The organism is Kitasatospora sp. NBC_01287, assembly GCF_026340565.1.
Classification (GTDB): Bacteria; Actinomycetota; Actinomycetes; order Streptomycetales; family Streptomycetaceae; genus Kitasatospora.
The window spans coordinates 3,643,800-3,662,178 of record NZ_JAPEPB010000001.1 but is presented as its reverse complement, the minus strand read 5'-3'; the positions used below and the strand labels follow the sequence as shown (position 1 = coordinate 3,662,178).

16 protein-coding genes and 1 tRNA gene are annotated in these 18,379 nt (G+C 72.8%); 11 read left to right on the top strand and 6 right to left on the bottom strand.

Features of this window, described 5'->3' with window-relative positions; translation table 11 throughout:
• Positions 1-5: 5 nt before the first annotated feature.
• Entirely contained in the window at positions 6-260 is a 255-nt protein-coding gene (locus OG455_RS15310; RefSeq protein WP_266294016.1) for a mycoredoxin, read from the bottom strand.
• A gap of 284 nt (positions 261-544) precedes the next feature.
• Here OG455_RS15310 and OG455_RS15305 point away from each other — a divergent pair, with 284 nt between their 5' ends.
• The 4 genes from OG455_RS15305 (at position 545) to OG455_RS42080 (ending at position 4,504) form a co-directional block, all read left to right on the top strand.
• The gene (locus OG455_RS15305) at positions 545-2,902 is read left to right on the top strand and encodes an ATP-dependent DNA helicase UvrD2 (RefSeq protein ID WP_266294014.1); all 2,358 of its coding nucleotides are present in this window, start codon (positions 545-547) and stop codon (positions 2,900-2,902) included.
• A gap of 209 nt (positions 2,903-3,111) precedes the next feature.
• Positions 3,112-3,591, top strand: coding sequence for a hypothetical protein (locus OG455_RS15300; protein WP_266294012.1), 480 nt, complete (start codon positions 3,112-3,114; stop codon positions 3,589-3,591).
• Between the two features lie 167 nt (positions 3,592-3,758).
• A complete protein-coding gene (locus OG455_RS15295) occupies positions 3,759-4,130 on the top strand; it encodes a WhiB family transcriptional regulator (protein WP_323185514.1) in 372 nt (123 codons plus the stop codon).
• A gap of 143 nt (positions 4,131-4,273) precedes the next feature.
• Positions 4,274-4,504 carry a hypothetical protein gene (locus tag OG455_RS42080; RefSeq protein WP_323185642.1) on the top strand — a complete coding sequence of 77 codons (231 nt, stop codon included), beginning with the start codon at positions 4,274-4,276 and terminating at the stop codon, positions 4,502-4,504.
• Positions 4,505-4,775: 271 nt separating this feature from the next.
• Here OG455_RS42080 and OG455_RS15285 read toward each other — a convergent pair whose 3' ends face one another.
• Positions 4,776-6,107, bottom strand: coding sequence for an AarF/ABC1/UbiB kinase family protein (locus OG455_RS15285; protein ID WP_266300798.1), 1,332 nt, complete (start codon positions 6,105-6,107; stop codon positions 4,776-4,778).
• A gap of 241 nt (positions 6,108-6,348) precedes the next feature.
• On the bottom strand, positions 6,349-7,461 hold the full coding sequence (locus OG455_RS15280) for a ThiF family adenylyltransferase (protein ID WP_266294006.1): 1,113 nt from the start codon (positions 7,459-7,461) through the stop codon (positions 6,349-6,351).
• 259 nt (positions 7,462-7,720) lie between these two features.
• On the opposite strand from OG455_RS15280, the gene OG455_RS15275 reads away from it, so the two are divergent.
• A complete protein-coding gene (locus OG455_RS15275; RefSeq protein ID WP_266294004.1) occupies positions 7,721-8,503 on the top strand; it encodes a M48 family metallopeptidase in 783 nt (260 codons plus the stop codon).
• Positions 8,504-8,583: 80 nt separating this feature from the next.
• Here the strand turns inward: OG455_RS15275 and OG455_RS15270 are convergent, their stop codons facing one another.
• Entirely contained in the window at positions 8,584-9,144 is a 561-nt protein-coding gene (locus OG455_RS15270; protein ID WP_266294002.1) for an NUDIX hydrolase, read from the bottom strand.
• Entirely contained in the window at positions 9,141-10,709 is a 1,569-nt protein-coding gene (locus OG455_RS15265) for a zinc-dependent metalloprotease (RefSeq protein ID WP_266300797.1), read from the bottom strand. The genes OG455_RS15270 and OG455_RS15265 overlap by 4 nt, the downstream gene beginning before the upstream one ends.
• Positions 10,710-10,963: 254 nt before the next feature.
• Between OG455_RS15265 and OG455_RS15260 the strand changes: the two genes are divergently transcribed.
• The 4 genes from OG455_RS15260 to OG455_RS15245 all read left to right on the top strand — a co-directional run bounded on the left by OG455_RS15260 (position 10,964) and on the right by OG455_RS15245 (position 14,240).
• Entirely contained in the window at positions 10,964-12,055 is a 1,092-nt protein-coding gene (locus OG455_RS15260; protein WP_266294000.1) for an NAD-dependent epimerase/dehydratase family protein, read from the top strand.
• Positions 12,056-12,223: 168 nt separating this feature from the next.
• On the top strand, positions 12,224-12,664 hold the full coding sequence (locus tag OG455_RS15255) for a molybdenum cofactor biosynthesis protein MoaE (RefSeq protein ID WP_266293998.1): 441 nt from the start codon (positions 12,224-12,226) through the stop codon (positions 12,662-12,664).
• A gap of 194 nt (positions 12,665-12,858) precedes the next feature.
• Positions 12,859-13,062 (top strand): hypothetical protein, encoded by a 204-nt coding sequence (locus tag OG455_RS15250; protein WP_266293996.1) that lies wholly within the window; start codon positions 12,859-12,861, stop codon positions 13,060-13,062.
• Positions 13,063-13,157: 95 nt separating this feature from the next.
• A complete protein-coding gene (locus OG455_RS15245) occupies positions 13,158-14,240 on the top strand; it encodes a PDZ domain-containing protein (protein ID WP_266293994.1) in 1,083 nt (360 codons plus the stop codon).
• 67 nt (positions 14,241-14,307) lie between these two features.
• Here OG455_RS15245 and OG455_RS15240 read toward each other — a convergent pair whose 3' ends face one another.
• A complete protein-coding gene (locus tag OG455_RS15240; RefSeq protein WP_266293992.1) occupies positions 14,308-14,886 on the bottom strand; it encodes a PPA1309 family protein in 579 nt (192 codons plus the stop codon).
• Positions 14,887-15,075: 189 nt separating this feature from the next.
• Here OG455_RS15240 and OG455_RS15235 point away from each other — a divergent pair, with 189 nt between their 5' ends.
• Together OG455_RS15235 and OG455_RS15230 are read left to right on the top strand one after the other, a co-directional pair.
• The gene (locus tag OG455_RS15235) at positions 15,076-18,072 is read left to right on the top strand and encodes a UPF0182 family protein (RefSeq protein WP_266293990.1); all 2,997 of its coding nucleotides are present in this window, start codon (positions 15,076-15,078) and stop codon (positions 18,070-18,072) included.
• Positions 18,073-18,161: 89 nt separating this feature from the next.
• Positions 18,162-18,238, top strand: a tRNA-Met gene (locus OG455_RS15230).
• The last annotated feature ends 141 nt before the right edge of the window (positions 18,239-18,379 follow it).

Sequence of the window (18,379 nt, the reverse complement as noted above, 5' to 3'; positions counted from 1 at the left end):
GGCCGTCAGGCGCCGAGCGCGGCCTGGACCTGGCGCAGGCTCGGGTTGGTCATCACGGTGCGCTCGCCGCCCGCGGCCACCACCAGCACGGTCGGGACGGTCTGGTTGCCGTCGTTGGCCGACTCGACGAACTTGGCGGACTCCGGGTCCTGCTCGATGTTGATCTCGTCGTAGCCGATGCCCGCGCGGTCCAGCTGGCTCTTCAGCCGCTGGCAGTAGCCGCACCAGGTCGTGCTGTACATCGTCACGCTGCCGGACATCGAAAGGGCTCCTTCGCCTGGGATCGGCCACCGAGGGTGGGTCTCGCGGTGCACAACGTACGCGAGGCCGGGCGCATTCCAGGGCGGGACCTCCTGCTGCGCCCTGCCGCGGTCACCCCCGCTGTGCCCGGCCCGGCCGTACCGTGCCTGGCGCGGCGAGCCGATCGTCATACCAGGGCTGTGGACAACGCGCGACGGGTTGTCGGCGGATCCTGTCAGGATGTCGGAACCCGGGCCGGTCGGCCCTGCGGGCGAAGAGGATGTGGGCTGAGAGGATGGAGCCCATGCAGGAAGAGCTGTCGATCGACACCCAGGGCAGTTACGGCGGAGGTTACGGCGGTGGCCACGGCGGCCGTCCCGCGGATCCGGACGCCGTTCTCGCCGGACTCGACCCGGAGCAGCGGGCGGTCGCCACCGCGCTGCACGGACCGGTCTGCGTGCTGGCGGGCGCCGGGACGGGAAAGACCAGGGCGATCACCCACCGGATCGCGTACGGGGTGCGCAGCGGCGTCTTTCAGCCGCAGCAGGTGCTGGCCGTCACCTTCACCGCGCGGGCGGCCGGCGAGATGCGCGGCCGGCTGCGCCAGCTCGGCGCCGACGGCGTGCAGGCCCGCACCTTCCACGCGGCCGCGCTGCGCCAGCTCCAGTACTTCTGGCCGCGCGTGGTCGGCGGCGAGGTGCCGCGGCTGCTGGAGCGCAAGGTGCAGCTGGTCGCCGAGGCCGCCGCGCGCAGCGGCCTGCGGGTGCAGCGCACCGAACTGCGCGACCTGACCAGCGAGATCGAGTGGGCCAAGGTCACCCAGATCGTGCCGGACGACTACCCGGTCGCGGTGGCCAAGTCCGCTCGGGACGCCCCGCGCGATCCGGCCGAGATCGCCCGCGTCTACGCGACCTACGAGCAGACCAAGCGCGACCGCAACGTGATCGACTTCGAGGACGTGCTGCTGCTCACCGCCGCCATCCTGGAGGACCGCCCGGAGATCGCCGAGCGGGTCAGGTCCCAGTACCGGCACTTCACCGTCGACGAGTACCAGGACGTCTCGCCGCTCCAGCAGCGGCTGCTCGACCAGTGGACCGGCGGTGGCTCGGGCGCGAGCCTGTGCGTGGTCGGTGACGCCAGCCAGACCATCTACTCCTTCACCGGTGCCACCCCCGACTACCTGCTGAACTTCCGGGTCAAGCATCCGGAGGCCACCGTGGTGAAGCTGGTCCGCGACTACCGCTCCACCCCGCAGGTGGTGCACCTGGCCAACGGGCTGCTGGCGCAGGCCCGCGGCGAGGCCGCCCGGCACCGGCTGGAGTTGGTCTCGCAGCGCCCGGCCGGCCCGGAGCCGCTCTTCGTCGAGTACGCGGACGAGCCCACCGAGGCGGAGAGCACCGCGCACCGGATCAAGGAGCTGCTCGACCAAGGGGTGCGGGCCAGCGAGATCGCGGTGCTGTTCCGGACCAACGGGCAGTCCGAGGTCTACGAGCAGGCGCTGGCCGACCTCGGCATCTCCTACCAGCTCAAGGGCGCGGAGCGGTTCTTCGAGCGGCCCGAGGTGCGGGAGGCGGGCCTGCTGCTGCGCGGGGCCGCCCGGGCCGCCAGCGACCCGCTGACCGTGGACGTGCCCGATCTCGCGGCCCAGGTGCGCGCGGTGCTGGCCACCCGAGGCCTCACCCCGACCGCGCCGGCCGGCTCCGGCGCGGTGCGCGAGCGGTGGGAGTCGCTGGCCGCGCTCGCCCGCCTCGCCGAGGACTTCGAGACCGCCCGCCGGGCCGCGGGCGAGCCGGCCGACCTGCCCGCCTACGTGGCCGAGTTGGACGCCCGGGCGGCCGCCCAGCACGCCCCGGCGGTCGAGGGGGTCACCCTCGCCTCGCTGCACGCCGCCAAGGGCCTGGAGTGGGACGCCGTCTTCCTGGTCGGCCTGACCGAGGGCACGCTGCCGATCATCTACGCCAAGACCGACGAGCAACTGGAGGAGGAGCGCCGCCTGCTCTACGTCGGGGTGACCAGGGCGCGCGAGCACCTCTCGCTCTCCTGGGCGCTGTCGCGCTCGCCGGGCGGCCGGGCGAGCCGCAAGCCGAGCCGGTTCCTGGACGGGCTGCGCCCGGGCTCCACGGCGGGCACCGGGCGCTCGCCCGGCGGGCGCGGCGGCGCGGGGGCCGGGGCGGAGCGCTCGGCTGCCCGGCGGGCGCCGCGCGGACCGGTCAAGTGCCGGGTCTGCGGGCGCACCCTGACCGAGGCGGTGGAGCGCAAGCTGCGCCGCTGCGAGGGCTGCCCCTCGGCGATGGACGAGGGCCTCTACGAGCGCCTGCGCGAGTGGCGCTCCCGGCGGGCCAAGGAGGCGGGGCTGCCGGCCTACGTGGTCTTCACCGACGCCACCCTGATGGCGATCGCCGAGGACAGCCCCGGCAGTACCGGTGAACTCAGCCTGATCTCCGGCGTCGGTGCCATGAAGCTGGACAAGTACGGGGCCGACGTGCTCTCGTTGTGCGCGGGGGAAGACCCCGATGAGGTGCGGGCCGCCGCGGCGGACGCCCCCTCGGGTGAAGCCGTCGGCGACCTCGCCGCGGATGACGCGGAGCAGGCTCGGCAGGAGCTGTCGGGGGAGCCGTCCGAAGGGCCCGGGGACCAGTCCCGAAACTCGCCGGAAAAATAGTTTGCGCGCTGTGCATGATGCGCAATAGCCTGCCGGAGCGGTCAAGGGGACGAGGCCGCGAAGCTGCTCGGGAGCTCTCCTGGAACAGCTTTCCCCTGCGTACCACCGCATGACCCTGCTTCACCGCAGGACAGCAGGACCGACCGAATATCCGAATACCGGAGCCCGGGAGACTGGGCACCGCGAGACGCCGAGAGGAGGCGAAGACAGTGACGATCCAGATGAACACCAAACTGACTGGCCAGGCCGCTGTTTCCGCTTGCCCGCGTCTCTCCGTGTTCGGCGGCGGCACCCCCGGTGCCCGCCCCGGTGGAGTCACGCTGTCCGGCGTCCGCGGCGGTCTGGGCCTCGACGCCACTCCCCTCGACCTGACCGGTGCCACCGGTGCCCTGCGCACCAGTGTGCTGACCGGCGGCGGTAGGGGGACCAGTGTCGAGACCGGTCTGTCCCTCGGCTGGGTCTCTGTCGCCGACTCCTCGCGTGTGATGCGCGATGAGCGACCGACCAAGGCACCGAAGGCAGTGGAAGCGGCGGCCAAGCATGGCGCCTATCTGCTGGTCGACGGTGCCGGAGCAGCCCAGAAGCAGGACGAGCAGCTGATCAACCAGGCCAAGGTCGCCTTTATCGGCGCCGAGGCCGTCCGGATCCGGGCCTTCCGCGGGCCTGAACCCTGGAGAGAACGAACCTGAGGAACCCTCAGGTCGGCGCACTCCAGGGCCGCGGAACCCGTACACCGGGATCCGCGGCCCTTCTGTTTTGTCCGGTACGACAGACCACCAGGCCCTTCGGGGCCTCCGGTCCAGCCCGACCAGTCAGCTGGACCGGAACCACAACCAAGACGAGGAAGACGCCACCAGTGTCCACGGTCATCACACCGCCCCTCCCGTCAGTACCGCCGACAACGCCGACCCAGGCCCCGCCCGCTCAGTTCCCCCCTCCGGAAGGTTCTCTCATGCAGATCACCGCGCTCGACGACGCCGAGACCCTCGGCGCTCCCATCCCGTGCCGCTCCTTCGACCCTGAGGTCTTCTTCGCCGAGACCCCGGCCGACGTGGAGTACGCGAAGTCCCTCTGCGGCACCTGCCCGGTCAAGGAGGCCTGCCTGGCCGGCGCCCTCGACCGTCGCGAGCCGTGGGGCGTCTGGGGTGGCGAGCTCTTCGTCCAGGGCGTCGTGGTGGCCCGCAAGCGGCCGCGTGGCCGCCCGCGCAAGACCGAGGTCATGGCGTGAACCCGCACCGAGCAGCGAAAGTCCACCGGGATTGCCCCCCGGCGGGCGGCGCACTGCGCCACTCCGTTCGCATCGCCCTTGCCCAGGCTGATGCGGCGGCACAGACCACCTATCCGATGACGCACCACGAGCAGGACCACCACATGGCGATCACCGCAGGGCCTCGCGCCCGAGCCGAGCAGACCACTGAACTCTCGATCCAGAACAGGACCCTTGAGATGCATCTCATGCAAGAAAACCTGGCCCGCGCCCATATGCAAGAACGCCTCCAGGAGGCGGAGGACCAACGCTTGGTCCGCGCCCTGCGCCTGCGACGCAAGGCGGAGCGCGCCTCGCTGCGGGCCCGCAAGGCCCTCGCGGTGGCGGTGCTCTAGTGCCGCGTCAGGCAACTTTTGCCCGTCAAGGAGCGAAGGTTGCCTGACGCGGCACCAGGTCCGGACACCCAGGGTCGTGCAGACCCCTGGGGCCGTACGGGTCCTGGGCGCCCGCCTTTGACGGCACGCCGGACGCCGCACCCGCGGCGGGCCGAGGAGGCCGCCGCGCCCGGTCCGCCCGGTCCGCTGGACCTTCCCGACACGGCGCTGCCCGGCTCCCGCGATGCGGGGGCCGGGCAGCGCCGTTCCGTGGGAGCGCGGGGGCTCCTGGTCACTCCTCGGCGAATCCGGGGAGCCAGGTGAGCATCTCGCTGCGGAACGGGGCCTGGGCGCCGAGCTGGCAGAGCACCCCGATGGTGCTCAGCGTGACCCGGTGGATCAGCAGGTAGTCCGGGGGCAGGTTGAGCTGCTTGCCCAGGTTGGAGGCGGGGGAGCGGGGGTCGGCGATCCGGGCGGCCTGGGCGCGCATCCAGGCCCGGGTGAAGTGGAAGTCGTCCACCGCGGCCGGCTCGATGATCGGGAGCAGGTAGTCGAGCACCGCGTCCGGGTCGAGTTCGATGGTGGGTTTCACGAAGCCCTCGGCGCGCAGCATGTCCAGCACCCCGACCGCGTCCCCGGCCAGGGCCATCCGCAGCGAGTTGCCGATCGGTGCGGGCAGTCCGCTGGGCAGCCGGTCGACCGTGCCGAAGTCCATCACTCCGAGCCGCCAGCCGGCGGCCGGTCCGTCGTCCTTCAGCAGGCGGAAGTTACCCGGGTGCGGGTCGGCGTGCAGCAGACCGGTGCGGGCCGGGCCGGCGAAGAGGAAGCGGGCCAGCAGATGCCCGGCCCGGTCGCGTTCGGCCTTGGTGCCACCGGTGATCACCTCGGCCAGCGGGGTGCCCTCCAGCCACTCCGTCACCAGCACCTGGTCGGCCTGGGCGACCACGGCCGGCACCATGATGTCCGGATCGCCCGCGAACTCCTCGGCGTGCACCCGCTGGGCTTCGGCCTCCAGGGCGTAGTCCAGTTCCTCGGCGACCCGGCTTCGCAGCTCGGTGATCAGCGGCTTGATGTCCAGGCCCGGGATCAGCGGGCCGAGCAGCCAGGCCACCCGGCTGAGTTGGGCGAGGTCGGAGAGCAACGCGTCGCCGGCCCCGGGGTACTGGACCTTGACCGCGACCTGCCGCCCGTCCTGCCAGACCGCCCGGTGGACCTGGCCGATCGAGGCCGCCGCGGCCGGGCGGTCATCGAAGCTGCGGAAGTTGGCCCGCCAGTCCCGGCCGAGCCGCTGGGACAGCGCGGTGTGCACCGAGGCAGCAGGCATCGGCGGAGCCGCGTCCTGAAGTTTCGTCAGGGCGGCCCGGTAGGGGCCGGCCACCTCCTCCGGCAGGGCCGCCTCGAAGACCGAGAGGACCTGCCCGAACTTCATCGCGCCTCCCTTCAGCTCACCGAGGACCTTGAACAGCTGGTCGGCGGTGGCCTGCTGGAGTTCGGCGGTGACGACCTCGGCCGACCGGCCGCCGATCCGCTTGCCCAGCCCGAGCGTGGCCCGCCCCGCTATCCCCAACGGCAGGGCGGCGAGCCTTGCCGTGCGGGTCACAGCCTTGCGCGGAAGATCGCTCACCAGGGCCTCCCAATCGAACATGCGCCGACAGTCACCGCGGCTGCGGCGGCTGGGGGACGGCGGTCACTACGTCATTGTGCCCGTTCTCCTTCAAGACCCGGCCGGGGCCCGGGCCGTGGGTTTCGTGATCGTCGGCCCGGGGCGGCAGGCCGGTCGGCTGCCGAGCGGTTGCGGCTGTGTCCCTGGTCAGCCCCTGCTCAGCCGCTGCTCAGCCCCTGGTCAGCCCCTGCCCAGCCGCTGGTCAGCGCCAGAAGCAGCCGCAGTCGGTGTGCGGCGGCAGCCGGAGCCGCCGCACCATGCCGTCCAGCGCGGAGACCTCGCACCAGCCGTCCACACTCGGCGGCCGCACCCCGTCGAGCAGCAGCAGCGCGTGCAGCCCGGCCAGCCCCGCCACCGCCGTGGCCACCGCGCCATCGCAGGCCACCTCCCGCGGCCGGGCGGGCCCGGCCGCGGTGAGCTGGGCGAGCAGCCGCGGCCAGGCCGCGTCCTGGTCGGTGCGGGTGAGGCCGAGGCAGCGGCCGCAGGCGGAGGCGCCGGGCAGCACCAGCGGCCCGACAACCCCCAGGTGCTCGACCACCCCGAGGTAGAGGTGCGGGGTGCCCGCCTGCATCAGCGCGTGCGCCTCGACGGCATCGCCCGCATAGGCACCGCTGCCGTCCCGAGGGGCCAGCACCACCAGATCGGGCAGCCGCCCGGCGGGGCCGCCCGCTTCGCGCCGCCGGCCCGGTGGTGCGCCAGGCCCCGCCCCGGCGCCCGCACTCGCCCGGGCCCCCGCTGCCCGCCGCACCGCCTCCAGGGCGGCCGCCGCCCTGGTCCGCCCGATCTCCTGGGCCGGGATGCCGCCTGGCGAGCAGTCCCCGGGCAGCACCCTGCCCTGGTCCAGCACCCGCACCCGGCCCACCCCGGCCGCCGCCAGCACCGCCGCCACCGCCGCGCCCACCCGCCCCGCGCCGCGAACCTCCACCACCAGCCCCGCCCGCCGGGCCAGCGCCTCGGCGCCGCCACCCGGTCGGGGATGGAGCAGCGAGAGTGAGGCGAGATCGGGCCCCAGCAGCTCCCGGCGGCTCGGTGGCAGTTCGGCGAGCGCCGCCTCGACGGCCACCGCGTCGTCCAGCAGGCCGGTTTCGGCCAGCGAGTGGAGTGCCTGCGCGACATAGGCGGGGGCCAGACCGAGCCCCTCGGCGGCGGCTGCCACGGCCGGCTCGTCCCGCTCGCCGTCGAGCAGGGCGAGGAAGGCGCAGAACTGTTCGTCGGCCTGGTCCACCACGTGGGCCCGCTCGGGCGCGGTGCCGAACTGCAGGGTCTCCTGATCGCGCCAGACCCGGGACAGCGCGGACTTCAGCATCGGACGCATGGCGACCTCTTCTCGCGGTGACCGATTGGAATTGATCGATCGCATTCCGTGAGCAAAGACTGCCCCAGGAGCGAGGAATCGCCAAGCCGGTTATCCACAGGCAGTGGAGAAAAGCGGATGGGCCTTTCAGCAGCTCATTCGGCAAGGATCGAAGTTGGCCCGGCCATCGGCCGAACCCGGCCCGCCCGTGATCATTCTTGAAAACAATTCGGCCGGGGCAGCGGACTTCTGTCAGTGCCAGCGGGTACCGTCGTGTGCCATGGCAGCCGAACGGGACTCCCAGCCCCCGGCGTCGCCTCGGCGTGCCCGTGCCGCGGCCGGGTCGGGAGTCGCGACGCCCGGTACGCGTGGGCGGCCGGGCGCGGCCCGTCCGAGTCAGGCCCACCCCAACCAGGCCCACCCCAACCAGGCCCAGGCCGTGCACCAGGGGCCAGGGGAGTCGCCCGCCGGGGGCGCGCACGTCCAGCGCGGCCCCGTCGAGGTCCGCCGCAGCGCCCGCCGCAGCCGCACCGTCTCCGCCTACCGCGAGGGCGATCGCACGATCGTGCTGATCCCGGCCCGGATGTCATCGGCCGAGGAGCAGCGCTGGGTGGCCCAGATGCTCGACAAGCTGGCCGCCCAGGAGAGCCGCCGCACCCTCGGCGACGACGCGCTGACCGAGCGGGCCGGCCGGCTCTCCGCCGCCTACCTCGCCGGCCGCGCCCGCCCCGACCAGGTCCGCTGGGTCACCAACCAGAACTCCCGCTGGGGCTCCTGCACCCCCAGCGAGCGCACCATCAGGCTCTCCCACCGCCTCCAGGGCATGCCGGAGTACGTGCTCGACTACGTGCTGCTGCACGAGCTGGCCCATCTGCTGGTGCCGGACCACGGCCCGCGCTTCTGGGCGCTGCTGGAGGCCTATCCGCGCACCGAGCGGGCCCGTGGCTACCTGGAGGGCGTGGCCGCCGCCGCCCGGCTGCCGCACATCCCCGGTGCCCGGGCGGCCGGCCCGTCCGAGGACGAGGCGGCCGAGCAGGCGGAGCCGGGCGAAGCCTGCGGCTGACCCGGCCCGTCAACCACCCCTCCGGCCGGCCCACCTCCGGCCGGCCCACCCCAACCAACCGGTCAGGTGGACCAGGCGGCTCAGCCCACCCGCTTCCGCGCCAGCTCCACCAAGCGCCGCAGCGAGGCGTCCGTCAACTCCGGCAGCGAGTCGAAGCCGAACCAGCGAAGGTCGTCCGACTCGTCGCTGATCTGCTCCTGCGCGCCGGCCGGGGCCAGCGCGAGGTACTGGACGTCCAGGTGGGTGTTCTCCGGCTGGTCCTTGCCGGCGCACCGCACCTGGTGCCGGTCCAGCAGCACCGGGGCGGGCTCCGTGTCCAGGGCCACCAGCCGCAGCTCCGCGATGCCCGACTCCTCGGTCGCCTCGCGCAGCGCGGCCGCCGCGAGCGTCTCGTCGCCCGGCTCGCAGTGGCCGCCCATCTGCAGCCAGAGCCCGACCTTGGGGTGCAGGGTGAGCAGCACCCGACCGGCGGCCGGGTCGACCACCAGTGCGCTCGCCGTGATGTGCGCGGGTCGGCAGGAGCGCCACAGGCCGTCCTGGTGCGCCGCCAGGTGGGCCAGGTAGTCGCGGCGCAACAGCTCCTGCCCGGCATCCTCGGTCGTCCAGGCGGTCAGGGTGCGGACGGCATCGGTGTGGATCATGCGCTCGGGTCGTCCTTCTGCTCGTGCTCGTCACCCTGCTCGTGCTGGTCACCGCGGTCGCCGTCGCCCGTGCCCTTGGCGTCGCCGGTGCCCTTGCCGTCGCCGGCGCTCGCCGCGCCGTCGGCCTTGCCGGCCGCCGCCTCGCCGAGCAGCTTGTCGATCGCGTCGAAGTCCAGGCCGCCCTCGATCGGCTCGGCGCCACCGCGGTGCACGAAGCCGTCCGGGTCGTCCAGGTCGCTCGCGGTGGGCAGCATGTCGGGGTGCTGCCAGAGCCCGTCGCGGCCCTCGATGCCGCGGGCGTCGGCCAGCGAGGCCCAGAGCCGGGAGGCGTCGCGCAGCCGGCGCGGGCGCAGTTCGAGGCCCACCAGGGTGGCGAAGGTCTGCTCGGCCGGACCGCCGGTGGCCCGGCGGCGGCGCAGCGTCTCGCGCAGCGCGGAGGACTGCGGCAGGTGCGGCTCGGCGGCCGCGTGCACCACCGCGTCGACCCAGCCCTCGACCAGCGCGAGCGCGGTCTCCAGGCGGGCCAGGGCGGCCTTCTGCTCGGGGGTGTCCTCGGGCTGCAGCAGCCCGCCGGCCAGCGCGTCCTGCAGGGCCTCGGGGTTCTCCAGGTCGAGGCGGCCCATCAGCTCCTCCATCCGGGAGGTGTCGACCTTGATCCCCCGGGCGTAGGCCTCCACGGCGCCGAACAGGTGGGCCCGCAGCCACGGCACGTGGGCGAAGAGCCGCTGGTGGGCGGCCTCGCGCAGGGCCAGGTAGAGGCGCACCTCCTCGGCCGGCACGCTCAGGCCCTCGCCGAACTCGGCGATGTTCTGCGGCAGCAGCGCGGCCTTGCCGGCCGGCGCGAGCGGCAGGCCGACGTCGGTGGAGCCGAGCACCTCGGCGGCCAGCGCGCCGAGCGCCTGCCCGATCTGGGTGCCGAACATCGCGCCGCCCATCGAGCGCATCACGCCCATCAGCGGGCCGGCCATCGCCTGCATCTCCTCGGGCAGCACGCCGCCCATGGCGTTGCCCACCCGCTCGGCGACCGGGTCGACCAGCTCCTGCCAGACCGGCAGGGTGGCCTCGATCCACTCCGCCCGGCTCCAGGCCACGGCGGTGGCGGACGAGGACGGGAACTCGGTGACCGAGTCCAGCCAGAGCTCGGCCAGCCGGACCGACTCCTCGACGGCCGTGCGCTCGGGGGCGCCCACCGAGCGGTCCTTCTGCTTGCCCTCGGCCGGCTCGGCGACCACGGTCTGCCGGGCGATGTCCTTGGCGAGCTGCCAGTTGACCGGGCCGCCGTCGAAGGAGAGCATCTGACCGAGCTGCTGGAAGGCGGCGCCCAGGTCGTTCGGGTCGAGCCCGCCCATCATCGAGGCGAACGGGTTGTCACCCGCACCGCCGCCGGGCGCGCCGCCCATGCCGAAGAGCGCACCGAACGGGTTGCCGCCGAAGCCGAAGGGCTGCTGCTCGGGCTGGTCACCGGACTTGCCGGACTTCGCCTGGTCGTCCTTCTTGCCGCCCTGGTCCTGGCCCTCCTCGGGCTCCTCGGGCGGGACACCGAATCCGAAGGGGAGGTCGCTCACTGGGTCCTCGATCTGGTCGGCCGTCACGCGCTGGGCGGTGTGGCGGGAAGGCAAGTGGGGGTCGCGGGGTCGAGCAGTTCGGTACGGGACGGCGGGCTCGCCCGCGCCGGGTGCACCGAGTGGCCCTCTCCTCGGGCAGGATGGTCCGTACGTGACACTCGTACGTACGCACATAAGCTAACCGTGGAGGATGGCCGGTGAGTTCCCCGCCTTCGGACGTTCGCTCTGGGCTGACCGGAGGCGAGCAGCCCCAGGTGGCCCCTGGGTCCGCGCCCCCAGCCTACGGCGGGCGGCCGCTCACCGTGGCCGTCACCGGCGCCGCCGGCGTGCTCGGCGAGCGGGTCACCGCCCGCTTGGTGCAGTCGCCCTGGGTGCGCAAGGTGCTCGCCATCGACGACCGGCGCGGTGAGGCCGCGGGGGTGCAGTGGCGGGTGCTCGACGTGCGGGATCCGGCGGTGGCCGAGCGGCTGCGCGGGGTGGACGTGGTGGTGCACCTCGCGATGGACCTCAACATGGAGTCCGACCCGCGGGCCCGCAGCGCCTACAACGTCCGGGGCGCGCAGACCGTGCTGACCGCCGCCGCGGCCGCCGGCGTGCACCGGGTGGTGCTCTGCACCTCCGCGATGGTCTACGGCGCGCTGCCGGACAACGAGGTGCCGCTGGCCGAGGAGTCCGAGCTGCGGGCCACCGAGGAGGCCAGCCTGGTCGGCGACCTGCTGGAGATCGAGCGCCTGGCCCACCGCGCGCCGCGCGCCCACCCCGGCCTGCAGGTCACCGTGCTGCGCCCGGCCGTGGTGGTCGGCCCCGGGGTGGACACCGTGCTGACCCGGCACTTCGAGGCGCCCCGGCTGCTGGTGGTGGCCGGTTCGCGGCCGTGCTGGCAGTTCTGCCACGTGGACGACCTGGCCTGCGCCCTGGAGTACGCCGTGCTCGGCCTGGTCGAGGGCGAGGTGACGGTCGGCTGCGACGGCTGGCTGGAGCAGGAGGAGGTCGAGGAGCTCTCCGGGATCCGCAGGATGGAGCTGCCCGCCGCGCTGGCCCTGGGCACCGCCGCCCGGCTGCACCGGCTGGGGCTCACCCCGGCGCCGGCCGGGGACCTGGCCTACACGATGTATCCGTGGGTGGTCTCCGGCAGCCGGCTGCACGAGGCGGGCTGGCGGCCGCGGTACAGCAACGAGGAGGTGCTCGCCGAGCTGCTCGGCCAGGTCGCGGGCAAGCACGCGGTGGCCGGGCGCCGGCTGGGCGGCAAGGAGGCGGCCACCAGCCTGGGCGCGGCGGGCGCGACGGTGGCGCTGGTGGGCACCGCGGCGCTGGTCCGCCGGGCCCGCAAGCGTCGCCGGATCTGAACCGGGCCCGGCCCCGGGTGCGAGCCGGGGCGGGCCGCGCTGCACGGCCGCGGCCCCGCGCTGCCAGGGTCCGCTCCGGACCGGCCAGGATCCGCCCCGGACCTGCCCGCCGGGCTTGGACGACCCCACAATTGCCGCCACCCGCCCGGCATGGCGGATCATGGGAGCATGTCCGAGAATCACGACCCCATCCGCCTGCTCGCGATCCGCGACACGCCGCTCTCCCTCGACGAGGTGTACGCGGCGGTCGGTGACGACGCGGCCGGCGGCACCGCGATCTTCGTCGGAACGGTCCGCGACCACGACGGCGGCAAGTCGGTGACGGCGCTGGAGTACAGCTGCCACCCGAGCGCCGAGCAGGAGATGCGCCGGATCGCGGAGAAGGTGGTCGCCGACCACCCGGTCCGCGCGCTGGCCGCCGTGCACCGGATAGGCCGCCTGGACATCACCGACGCCGCGGTGATCGTCGCCGTCTCCTGCCCGCACCGGGGCGAGGCGTTCGCCGCCGCGCGCAAGCTGATCGACGACCTCAAGCACGAGGTGCCGATCTGGAAGCACCAGGTCTTCACCGACGGCGAGGAGGAGTGGGTCGGCGCCGGTTCCTGCTGAACGGCGCTGGTCCCAGCTGAGCGGCGCTGGTCCCCGCTGAACGGAGAGGGAACCCGTTCGGCGGTGCTGCAGTCCTACGAATACGTCCAAGGGGTGGCGGCCAACGGCCGACCGTAACCCGGATGGCGTCGCAGCCGTTCTCAAGCCGGGCGGTTAATGTGCTGATAGGCACGACGGATTCGGAGGGACCGGATATGGGAGCACTGGCCTGGTTGGGCATCCCCGTCGCCGCGGGCGTGGTCGCCGCCCTCTGGGCGACCTGGGCCGCGCGGCCGCCGCGGGTCACCGGTGACAGAGCCTCGCTCGCCGAACACCAGCGCTTCCTGGCCGCGATGGAGCGCAGCACGGCCGGCCGGCCCGCCGGGGTCGGCCCCACGGACGGCCCGGCCTCCTCCTAGCCCGGGTGCCGGGCCCGGTTCGTGGTCAGGGTTCCCGACCCGGTTCTTCCCGGCCCGGCGGGCGCCACCTGGTGCTGGTCCCGTACTGTCGTGGCATGCCACGCCGCTCTGCGACGATGCTCGCCGCCACCCTGATGCTCATAGCGCTGCTCTGCGCCTCCGTGCTGATGAACGTGCCGTACTCGGAGCTGAGCCCCGGCCCCACGTACAACACGCTGGGTGCCCAGGACAAGGCGGGGACTCCGGTGATCAGCATCTCGGGGCACCAGACCTACCCGACCAGCGGGCACCTGAACATGACGACCGTCCAGGTCACCGGTGCCGACTACGAACCGAGCCTGGTCTCGGTGCTGGTCGGCTGGCTGCGCTCGGACGTCCTGGTGGTGCCGCACGACACCCTGTACCCCAAGGGCACCACCGAGCAGCAGTCCGAGCAGCAGAACGCCGAGGAGTTCGCCTCCTCCCAGGACAGCGCCAAGGTGGCGGCGCTCACCCAGCTGGGCATCCCGACCGCGAGCGAGGTGATCGTCTCCTCGGTGGTCGCCGGCGCCCCGGCCGACGGCAAGCTGCACGCGGGCGACCGGATCGTCGCGGTGGACGGCACCGCGGTCAGCGACCCGAAGCAGGTGGCGCCGCTGGTGACCAAGCACAAGCCCGGTGACACCGTGGTCTTCACCGTGGTCCCGCAGGCCAAGGACGGCATGAACCCCGCTCCGGCCGACCAGCAGCAGGTCAGCATCACCACGGGCGTCAGCCCCACCAGCGGCGGGGCCTACGTCGGCATCCTGCCGGACACCGGCCACGCCTTCCCGTTCAAGATCGACATCGGGCTGCAGGACGTCGGCGGGCCGAGCGCCGGGCTGATGTTCTCGCTCGGCATCATCGACAAGCTGACTCCCACCGACCTGACCGGCGGCAAGTTCGTGGCCGGCACCGGCACGATCGACGACGGCGGCAACGTCGGCCCGATCGGCGGGATCTCGATGAAGGTGATCGCCGCCCGCGACGCCGGTGCCCAGTACTTCTTCACCCCCAGCGACAACTGCGCCGAGGCCGCCGCGAACACCCCGAAGGGGTTGCGGCTGGTCAAGGTGAACACGCTGGACGACGCGATCAAGGCGCTCGGCCAGATCCGTGCCGGGCAGGACTCGGCGCTCGCCTCCTGCTCGGCGAAGTAGCCCCGCCGAAGCGGACGCGGCCGGTGGGGCCGCCGGGGCTCAGGGAGCTCGGCGAGCCCCCTGAGCGTTACGCGAAGGTCGCCAGCAGGGCTTTGGTCAGCCCCGGCACCAGGTCGGGGCCGGTCAGCACCTCGCGCGCCAGGTCCTTCTCGCGCAGCCGCAGCGCGATCTCGCGCTTGCCGTCGCGCAGCACGGCGGCGGTGATCCGCACCTCCTGGCGGCTGGGGTGGTTGGCCACCCAGTCGGCCAGCTGCTTCTCGGTCGCGCCGGCCGGGCGGCTCTTCTCCGCGCCCGGCGGAAGCATCAGCCGCTCGACCACCAGCGCGCAGCCGGTCACCATGTCGGGCCAGGCGATGGTGCCGAGGAACTCGTCCAGCGCCATGCCGTCCGGCAGTTCGTCCTGCTCGACCGGCGTCAGGTTGCCCGCCGTCTCGTCCTCCAGGCCGAGCTGCTTGGCCACCGCCGGGTCGGTCCGGCGCAGCCGGGCGCTGTCGACCAGGGCGAAGAGGCGCGCGGGCTTGTCCCAGCCGAGCCCAGCGACGTACTCGTCGATCTCCAGGGCGGCGCGGGTGAGCGGGGTCGCGGCCGGCGGCAGGCCGTCCGCCGCGGGGCTGAGGGGAGCGGGGGTGTTCTGGGCATCGGACATGGAGCAATCCTCACATGTCGGTGCCCGGCCCCGGTCCTGACCCGCTCGGAACGTGCCCTGCGCCCGGGAACTCAATGAAAGGCTGATTAAGTTGCACTCGGGGGGCCGCTCCCGGGAGTTCCCTTGACCTGACCGACCGTCCTGACCGATCCCGACGACCACAGCAGAGGTGCCGCCTTGGTGTTCCAGATGCCAGACCGGGGAGGGCAGGGCTTGGGGGCGCGCATCGGCCCGCCGTCCCGCCGCGCCAAGGTACTGCTGCTCACCGTGGGTGTGCTGGTCCTGCTGTTCCTGGGGTTCGTGCTGTTCGCCGGCTTCTGGACGGACTGGCTCTGGTTCAAGTCGGTGCACTACGCCTCGGTGTTCAGCACCGAGGTGCGGACCAAGGTCGCGCTCTTCGGGGTCTTCGGGCTGGTGATGGCGCTGGTCACCGGGGTCAACACCTGGGTGGCCCACCGGCTGCGCCCGCCGCTGTCGGCGATGTCGGTCGAGCAGCAGAGCCTGGACCGCTACCGGATGGGCCTCGCGCCGTTCCGCAAGTGGCTGCTGATCGGCAGCTCCCTGCTGGTCGGCCTGGTCGCCGGTGCGGCCGCGTCGGGGCAGTGGCGGCTGTGGCTGCTGTGGACCAACGCGACCGACTTCGGGGTGAAGGACAGCCAGTTCCACCTGGACGTCGCCTTCTACGCCTTCGACCTGCCCTGGTACGAGTTCCTGCTCGGCTTCGCGTTCAGTGCGGTGGTGGTCTCGCTGATCGCCGCGCTGCTGGTGCACTACCTCTACGGGGGCCTGCGGCTGCAGGGGCCCGGGCGGCGGGCGAGTTCCGGGGCACAGGGCCATCTCGCGGTGCTGCTCGGCCTCTTCGTGCTGCTCAAGGCGGTCGCGTACTGGCTGGACCGGTACGCGCTGGCGGTGAAGACCGCTTCCTACAAGGGCGTGCCGGGCTACACCGGCCTGCGCTACGTGGACGCGAACGCCGTCCTGCCGGCCAAGACGATCCTGTTCTGCGTGGCGATCATCTGCGCGGTGCTCTTCTTCCTGACGCCGGTCCGGCGCACCTGGGCACCGGCGCTGGTCGGCTTCGGCCTGATGGCGCTCTCGGCGGTGCTGATCGGCGGGCTCTACCCGGCGATCGTGCAGCAGTTCCAGGTCAAGCCGAACGAGCAGGCCAAGGAGACGCCGTACCTCCAGCAGAACATCGACGCGACCAGGCAGGCCTACGGCATCGCCGGGGCGCAGTCGCAGGTGTACACGCCCAGCCCGACCGCCGACGCCGCCAAGGTGCAGCAGGACAGCCAGACCATCTCGGACATCCGGCTGCTGGACCCCAACCTGGTCTCGCCGACCTTCCAGCAGATGGAGCAGCAGCGCTCGTACTACGGCTTCCCGAGCACTCTGGACGTCGACCGGTACCCCACCACGACCGACCCGCAGGACACCGTGATCGGGGTGCGCGAGCTCAACCCGAGCGGCGTGCAGCAGCACAACTGGATCAACGACCACTTCAAGTACACCCACGGCTTCGGTGTGGTGGCGGCCAAGGGCAACCAGGTCAACGCCAACGGCCAGCCGGTCTTCACCGAGTCGGGCCTGCCCGCCACCGGCGACCTGGGCAGCTACGAGCAGCGGATCTACTACGGCGAGAACACCACCACCTACTCGATCGTGGACGGCTCCAACCACGAGATCGACAACACCGCCGACGCCGGCGCGCAGACCTACCAGTACACCGGTGACAGCGGGGTCTCGCTGAACAACCCGCTCACCAGGGCCGCCTACGCGGTGAAGTTCAGCGAGCCGCAGATCCTCTACTCCGGGGCGATCACCACCGGCGCCAAGGTGCTCTACGACCGCACGCCGCAGGAGCGGGTGGCCAAGGTCGCGCCCTGGCTGGCGATCGACGGCGATCCGTACCCGGTGGTCGAGGACGGCCACCTGACCTGGGTGCTGGACGGCTACACCACCTCGGACGGCTACCCGTTCTCCTCCAAGACCACGCTGGGCGACGCCACCAAGGACTCGCTGAGCAGCGAGCGCGGCCAGGTCTCCGGGGACGCGAACCAGGTCGACTACATCCGCAACTCGGTCAAGGCCACGGTGGACGCGTTCACCGGCCAGGTGACGCTCTACCAGTGGGACGACGCCGACCCGGTGCTGAAGACCTGGATGAAGGCCTTCCCCGGCACGGTCCAGCCCAGGAGCGCCATCCCGGCCGCGCTGCTGCCCCACCTGCGGTACCCGCAGGACCTGTTCAAGGTGCAGCGCGACCTGCTGGGGATGTACCACATGACCGACCCCAACGCCTTCTTCAACGGGACGGACATCTGGCAGGTGCCGGGCGACCCGACCAACGGCGGCAGCCAGCCGCAGCCGCCCTACTACCTGACCCTGCGGATGCCCGACATGCCGGCCGCGACCTTCTCGCTGAACAGCACCTTCGTGCCCAGCGGCAGGCCCAACCTGGCGGCCCTGATGTCGGTGGACGCGGATCCGGGGCCGGACTACGGCAAGATCCGGATCCTCACGGTGCCCACTGACAGCAACACCCCGGGGCCCAGTCAGGTGCAGGCGAAGTTCAACTCCGACTCGGCGGTGGCCAGCCAGATCACCCTGCTGAAGAACGGCAGCGACTCCAACCTGGACTACGGCAACCTGCTGACCCTGCCGGTGGGCGGCGGCTTCCTCAACGTGGAGCCGGTGTACGTCAAGGGCAGTTCCTCCAACTACCCGGTGCTGCAGAAGGTGCTGGCGGTCTACGGCAACGACAACGTGGCCTTCGAGGACAGTCTGAAGTCGGCGCTGACCCAGGTGATCGGGGCGGCGCCCGGGGTGACCGACGTCGCGCCGGTGAGCGGCGCCGGTGGCAGCGGTGGTGGTGGCGGCGGTGGTGGCGGTGCAGGCACGGTCGCCGCCACCGACCCCGCGCTGAAGCAGGCGCTGGCCGCGGCGCAGAAGGCCGAGACCGACGCGCAGAACGCGGTCAAGGCCGGCGACTGGACGGCCTTCGGGGCGGCGCAGAAGGCGCTGCAGGACGCGATCAACGCCGCGGTGGCGGCCGAGCAGAAGGGCGCCGGCGGTGCGTCCGCGGCACCCTCGCCGACCGCCGCGGCACCCCCGCCGGCCACCTCGGCACCTCCGTCACCGGCGCCCGCGCAGCCCTCCTCGCCGGCTGCCGCCGCCTCGCCGTAGCGGCGCTGACCTGCGCCCCCGCGCACATCGCCCGCCGGGTGGTGTGCGCGGGGGGCCGCCGGGGGCGTGCTATGGTTGAGACACAACGACGCGGGGTGGAGCAGCTCGGTAGCTCGCTGGGCTCATAACCCAGAGGTCGCAGGTTCAAATCCTGTCCCCGCTACCAAAGTCGAAGGCCCGGAGGATTTCCTCCGGGCCTTCGGTTTTTCGCCCGCGCCCTGCCTGCCTTGTCCCCGGCGCGACAAGTATTTCTCCGTGACGTGTTGACGCCGTCTCTGGTCTAGTCCACCGTGGGTCCACCTGTGGG

Excerpts from the sequence above, each read along its gene's own strand:
- OG455_RS15275 (WP_266294004.1), top strand. The coding sequence starts at position 7,721 with ATGGCAGCCGAACGGGACTCCCAGCCCCCGGCGTCGCCTCGGCGTGCC.
- OG455_RS15250 (WP_266293996.1), top strand. The coding sequence starts at position 12,859 with ATGGGAGCACTGGCCTGGTTGGGCATCCCCGTCGCCGCGGGCGTGGTC.
- OG455_RS15240 (WP_266293992.1), bottom strand. The coding sequence starts at position 14,886 with ATGTCCGATGCCCAGAACACCCCCGCTCCCCTCAGCCCCGCGGCGGAC.
- OG455_RS15270 (WP_266294002.1), bottom strand. The coding sequence starts at position 9,144 with ATGATCCACACCGATGCCGTCCGCACCCTGACCGCCTGGACGACCGAG.
- OG455_RS42080 (WP_323185642.1), top strand. The coding sequence starts at position 4,274 with ATGGCGATCACCGCAGGGCCTCGCGCCCGAGCCGAGCAGACCACTGAA.
- OG455_RS15245 (WP_266293994.1), top strand. The coding sequence starts at position 13,158 with ATGCCACGCCGCTCTGCGACGATGCTCGCCGCCACCCTGATGCTCATA.
- OG455_RS15235 (WP_266293990.1), top strand. The coding sequence starts at position 15,076 with ATGCCAGACCGGGGAGGGCAGGGCTTGGGGGCGCGCATCGGCCCGCCG.
- OG455_RS15280 (WP_266294006.1), bottom strand. The coding sequence starts at position 7,461 with ATGCGTCCGATGCTGAAGTCCGCGCTGTCCCGGGTCTGGCGCGATCAG.
- OG455_RS15310 (WP_266294016.1), bottom strand. The coding sequence starts at position 260 with ATGTCCGGCAGCGTGACGATGTACAGCACGACCTGGTGCGGCTACTGC.
- OG455_RS15305 (WP_266294014.1), top strand. The coding sequence starts at position 545 with ATGCAGGAAGAGCTGTCGATCGACACCCAGGGCAGTTACGGCGGAGGT.
- OG455_RS15255 (WP_266293998.1), top strand. The coding sequence starts at position 12,224 with ATGTCCGAGAATCACGACCCCATCCGCCTGCTCGCGATCCGCGACACG.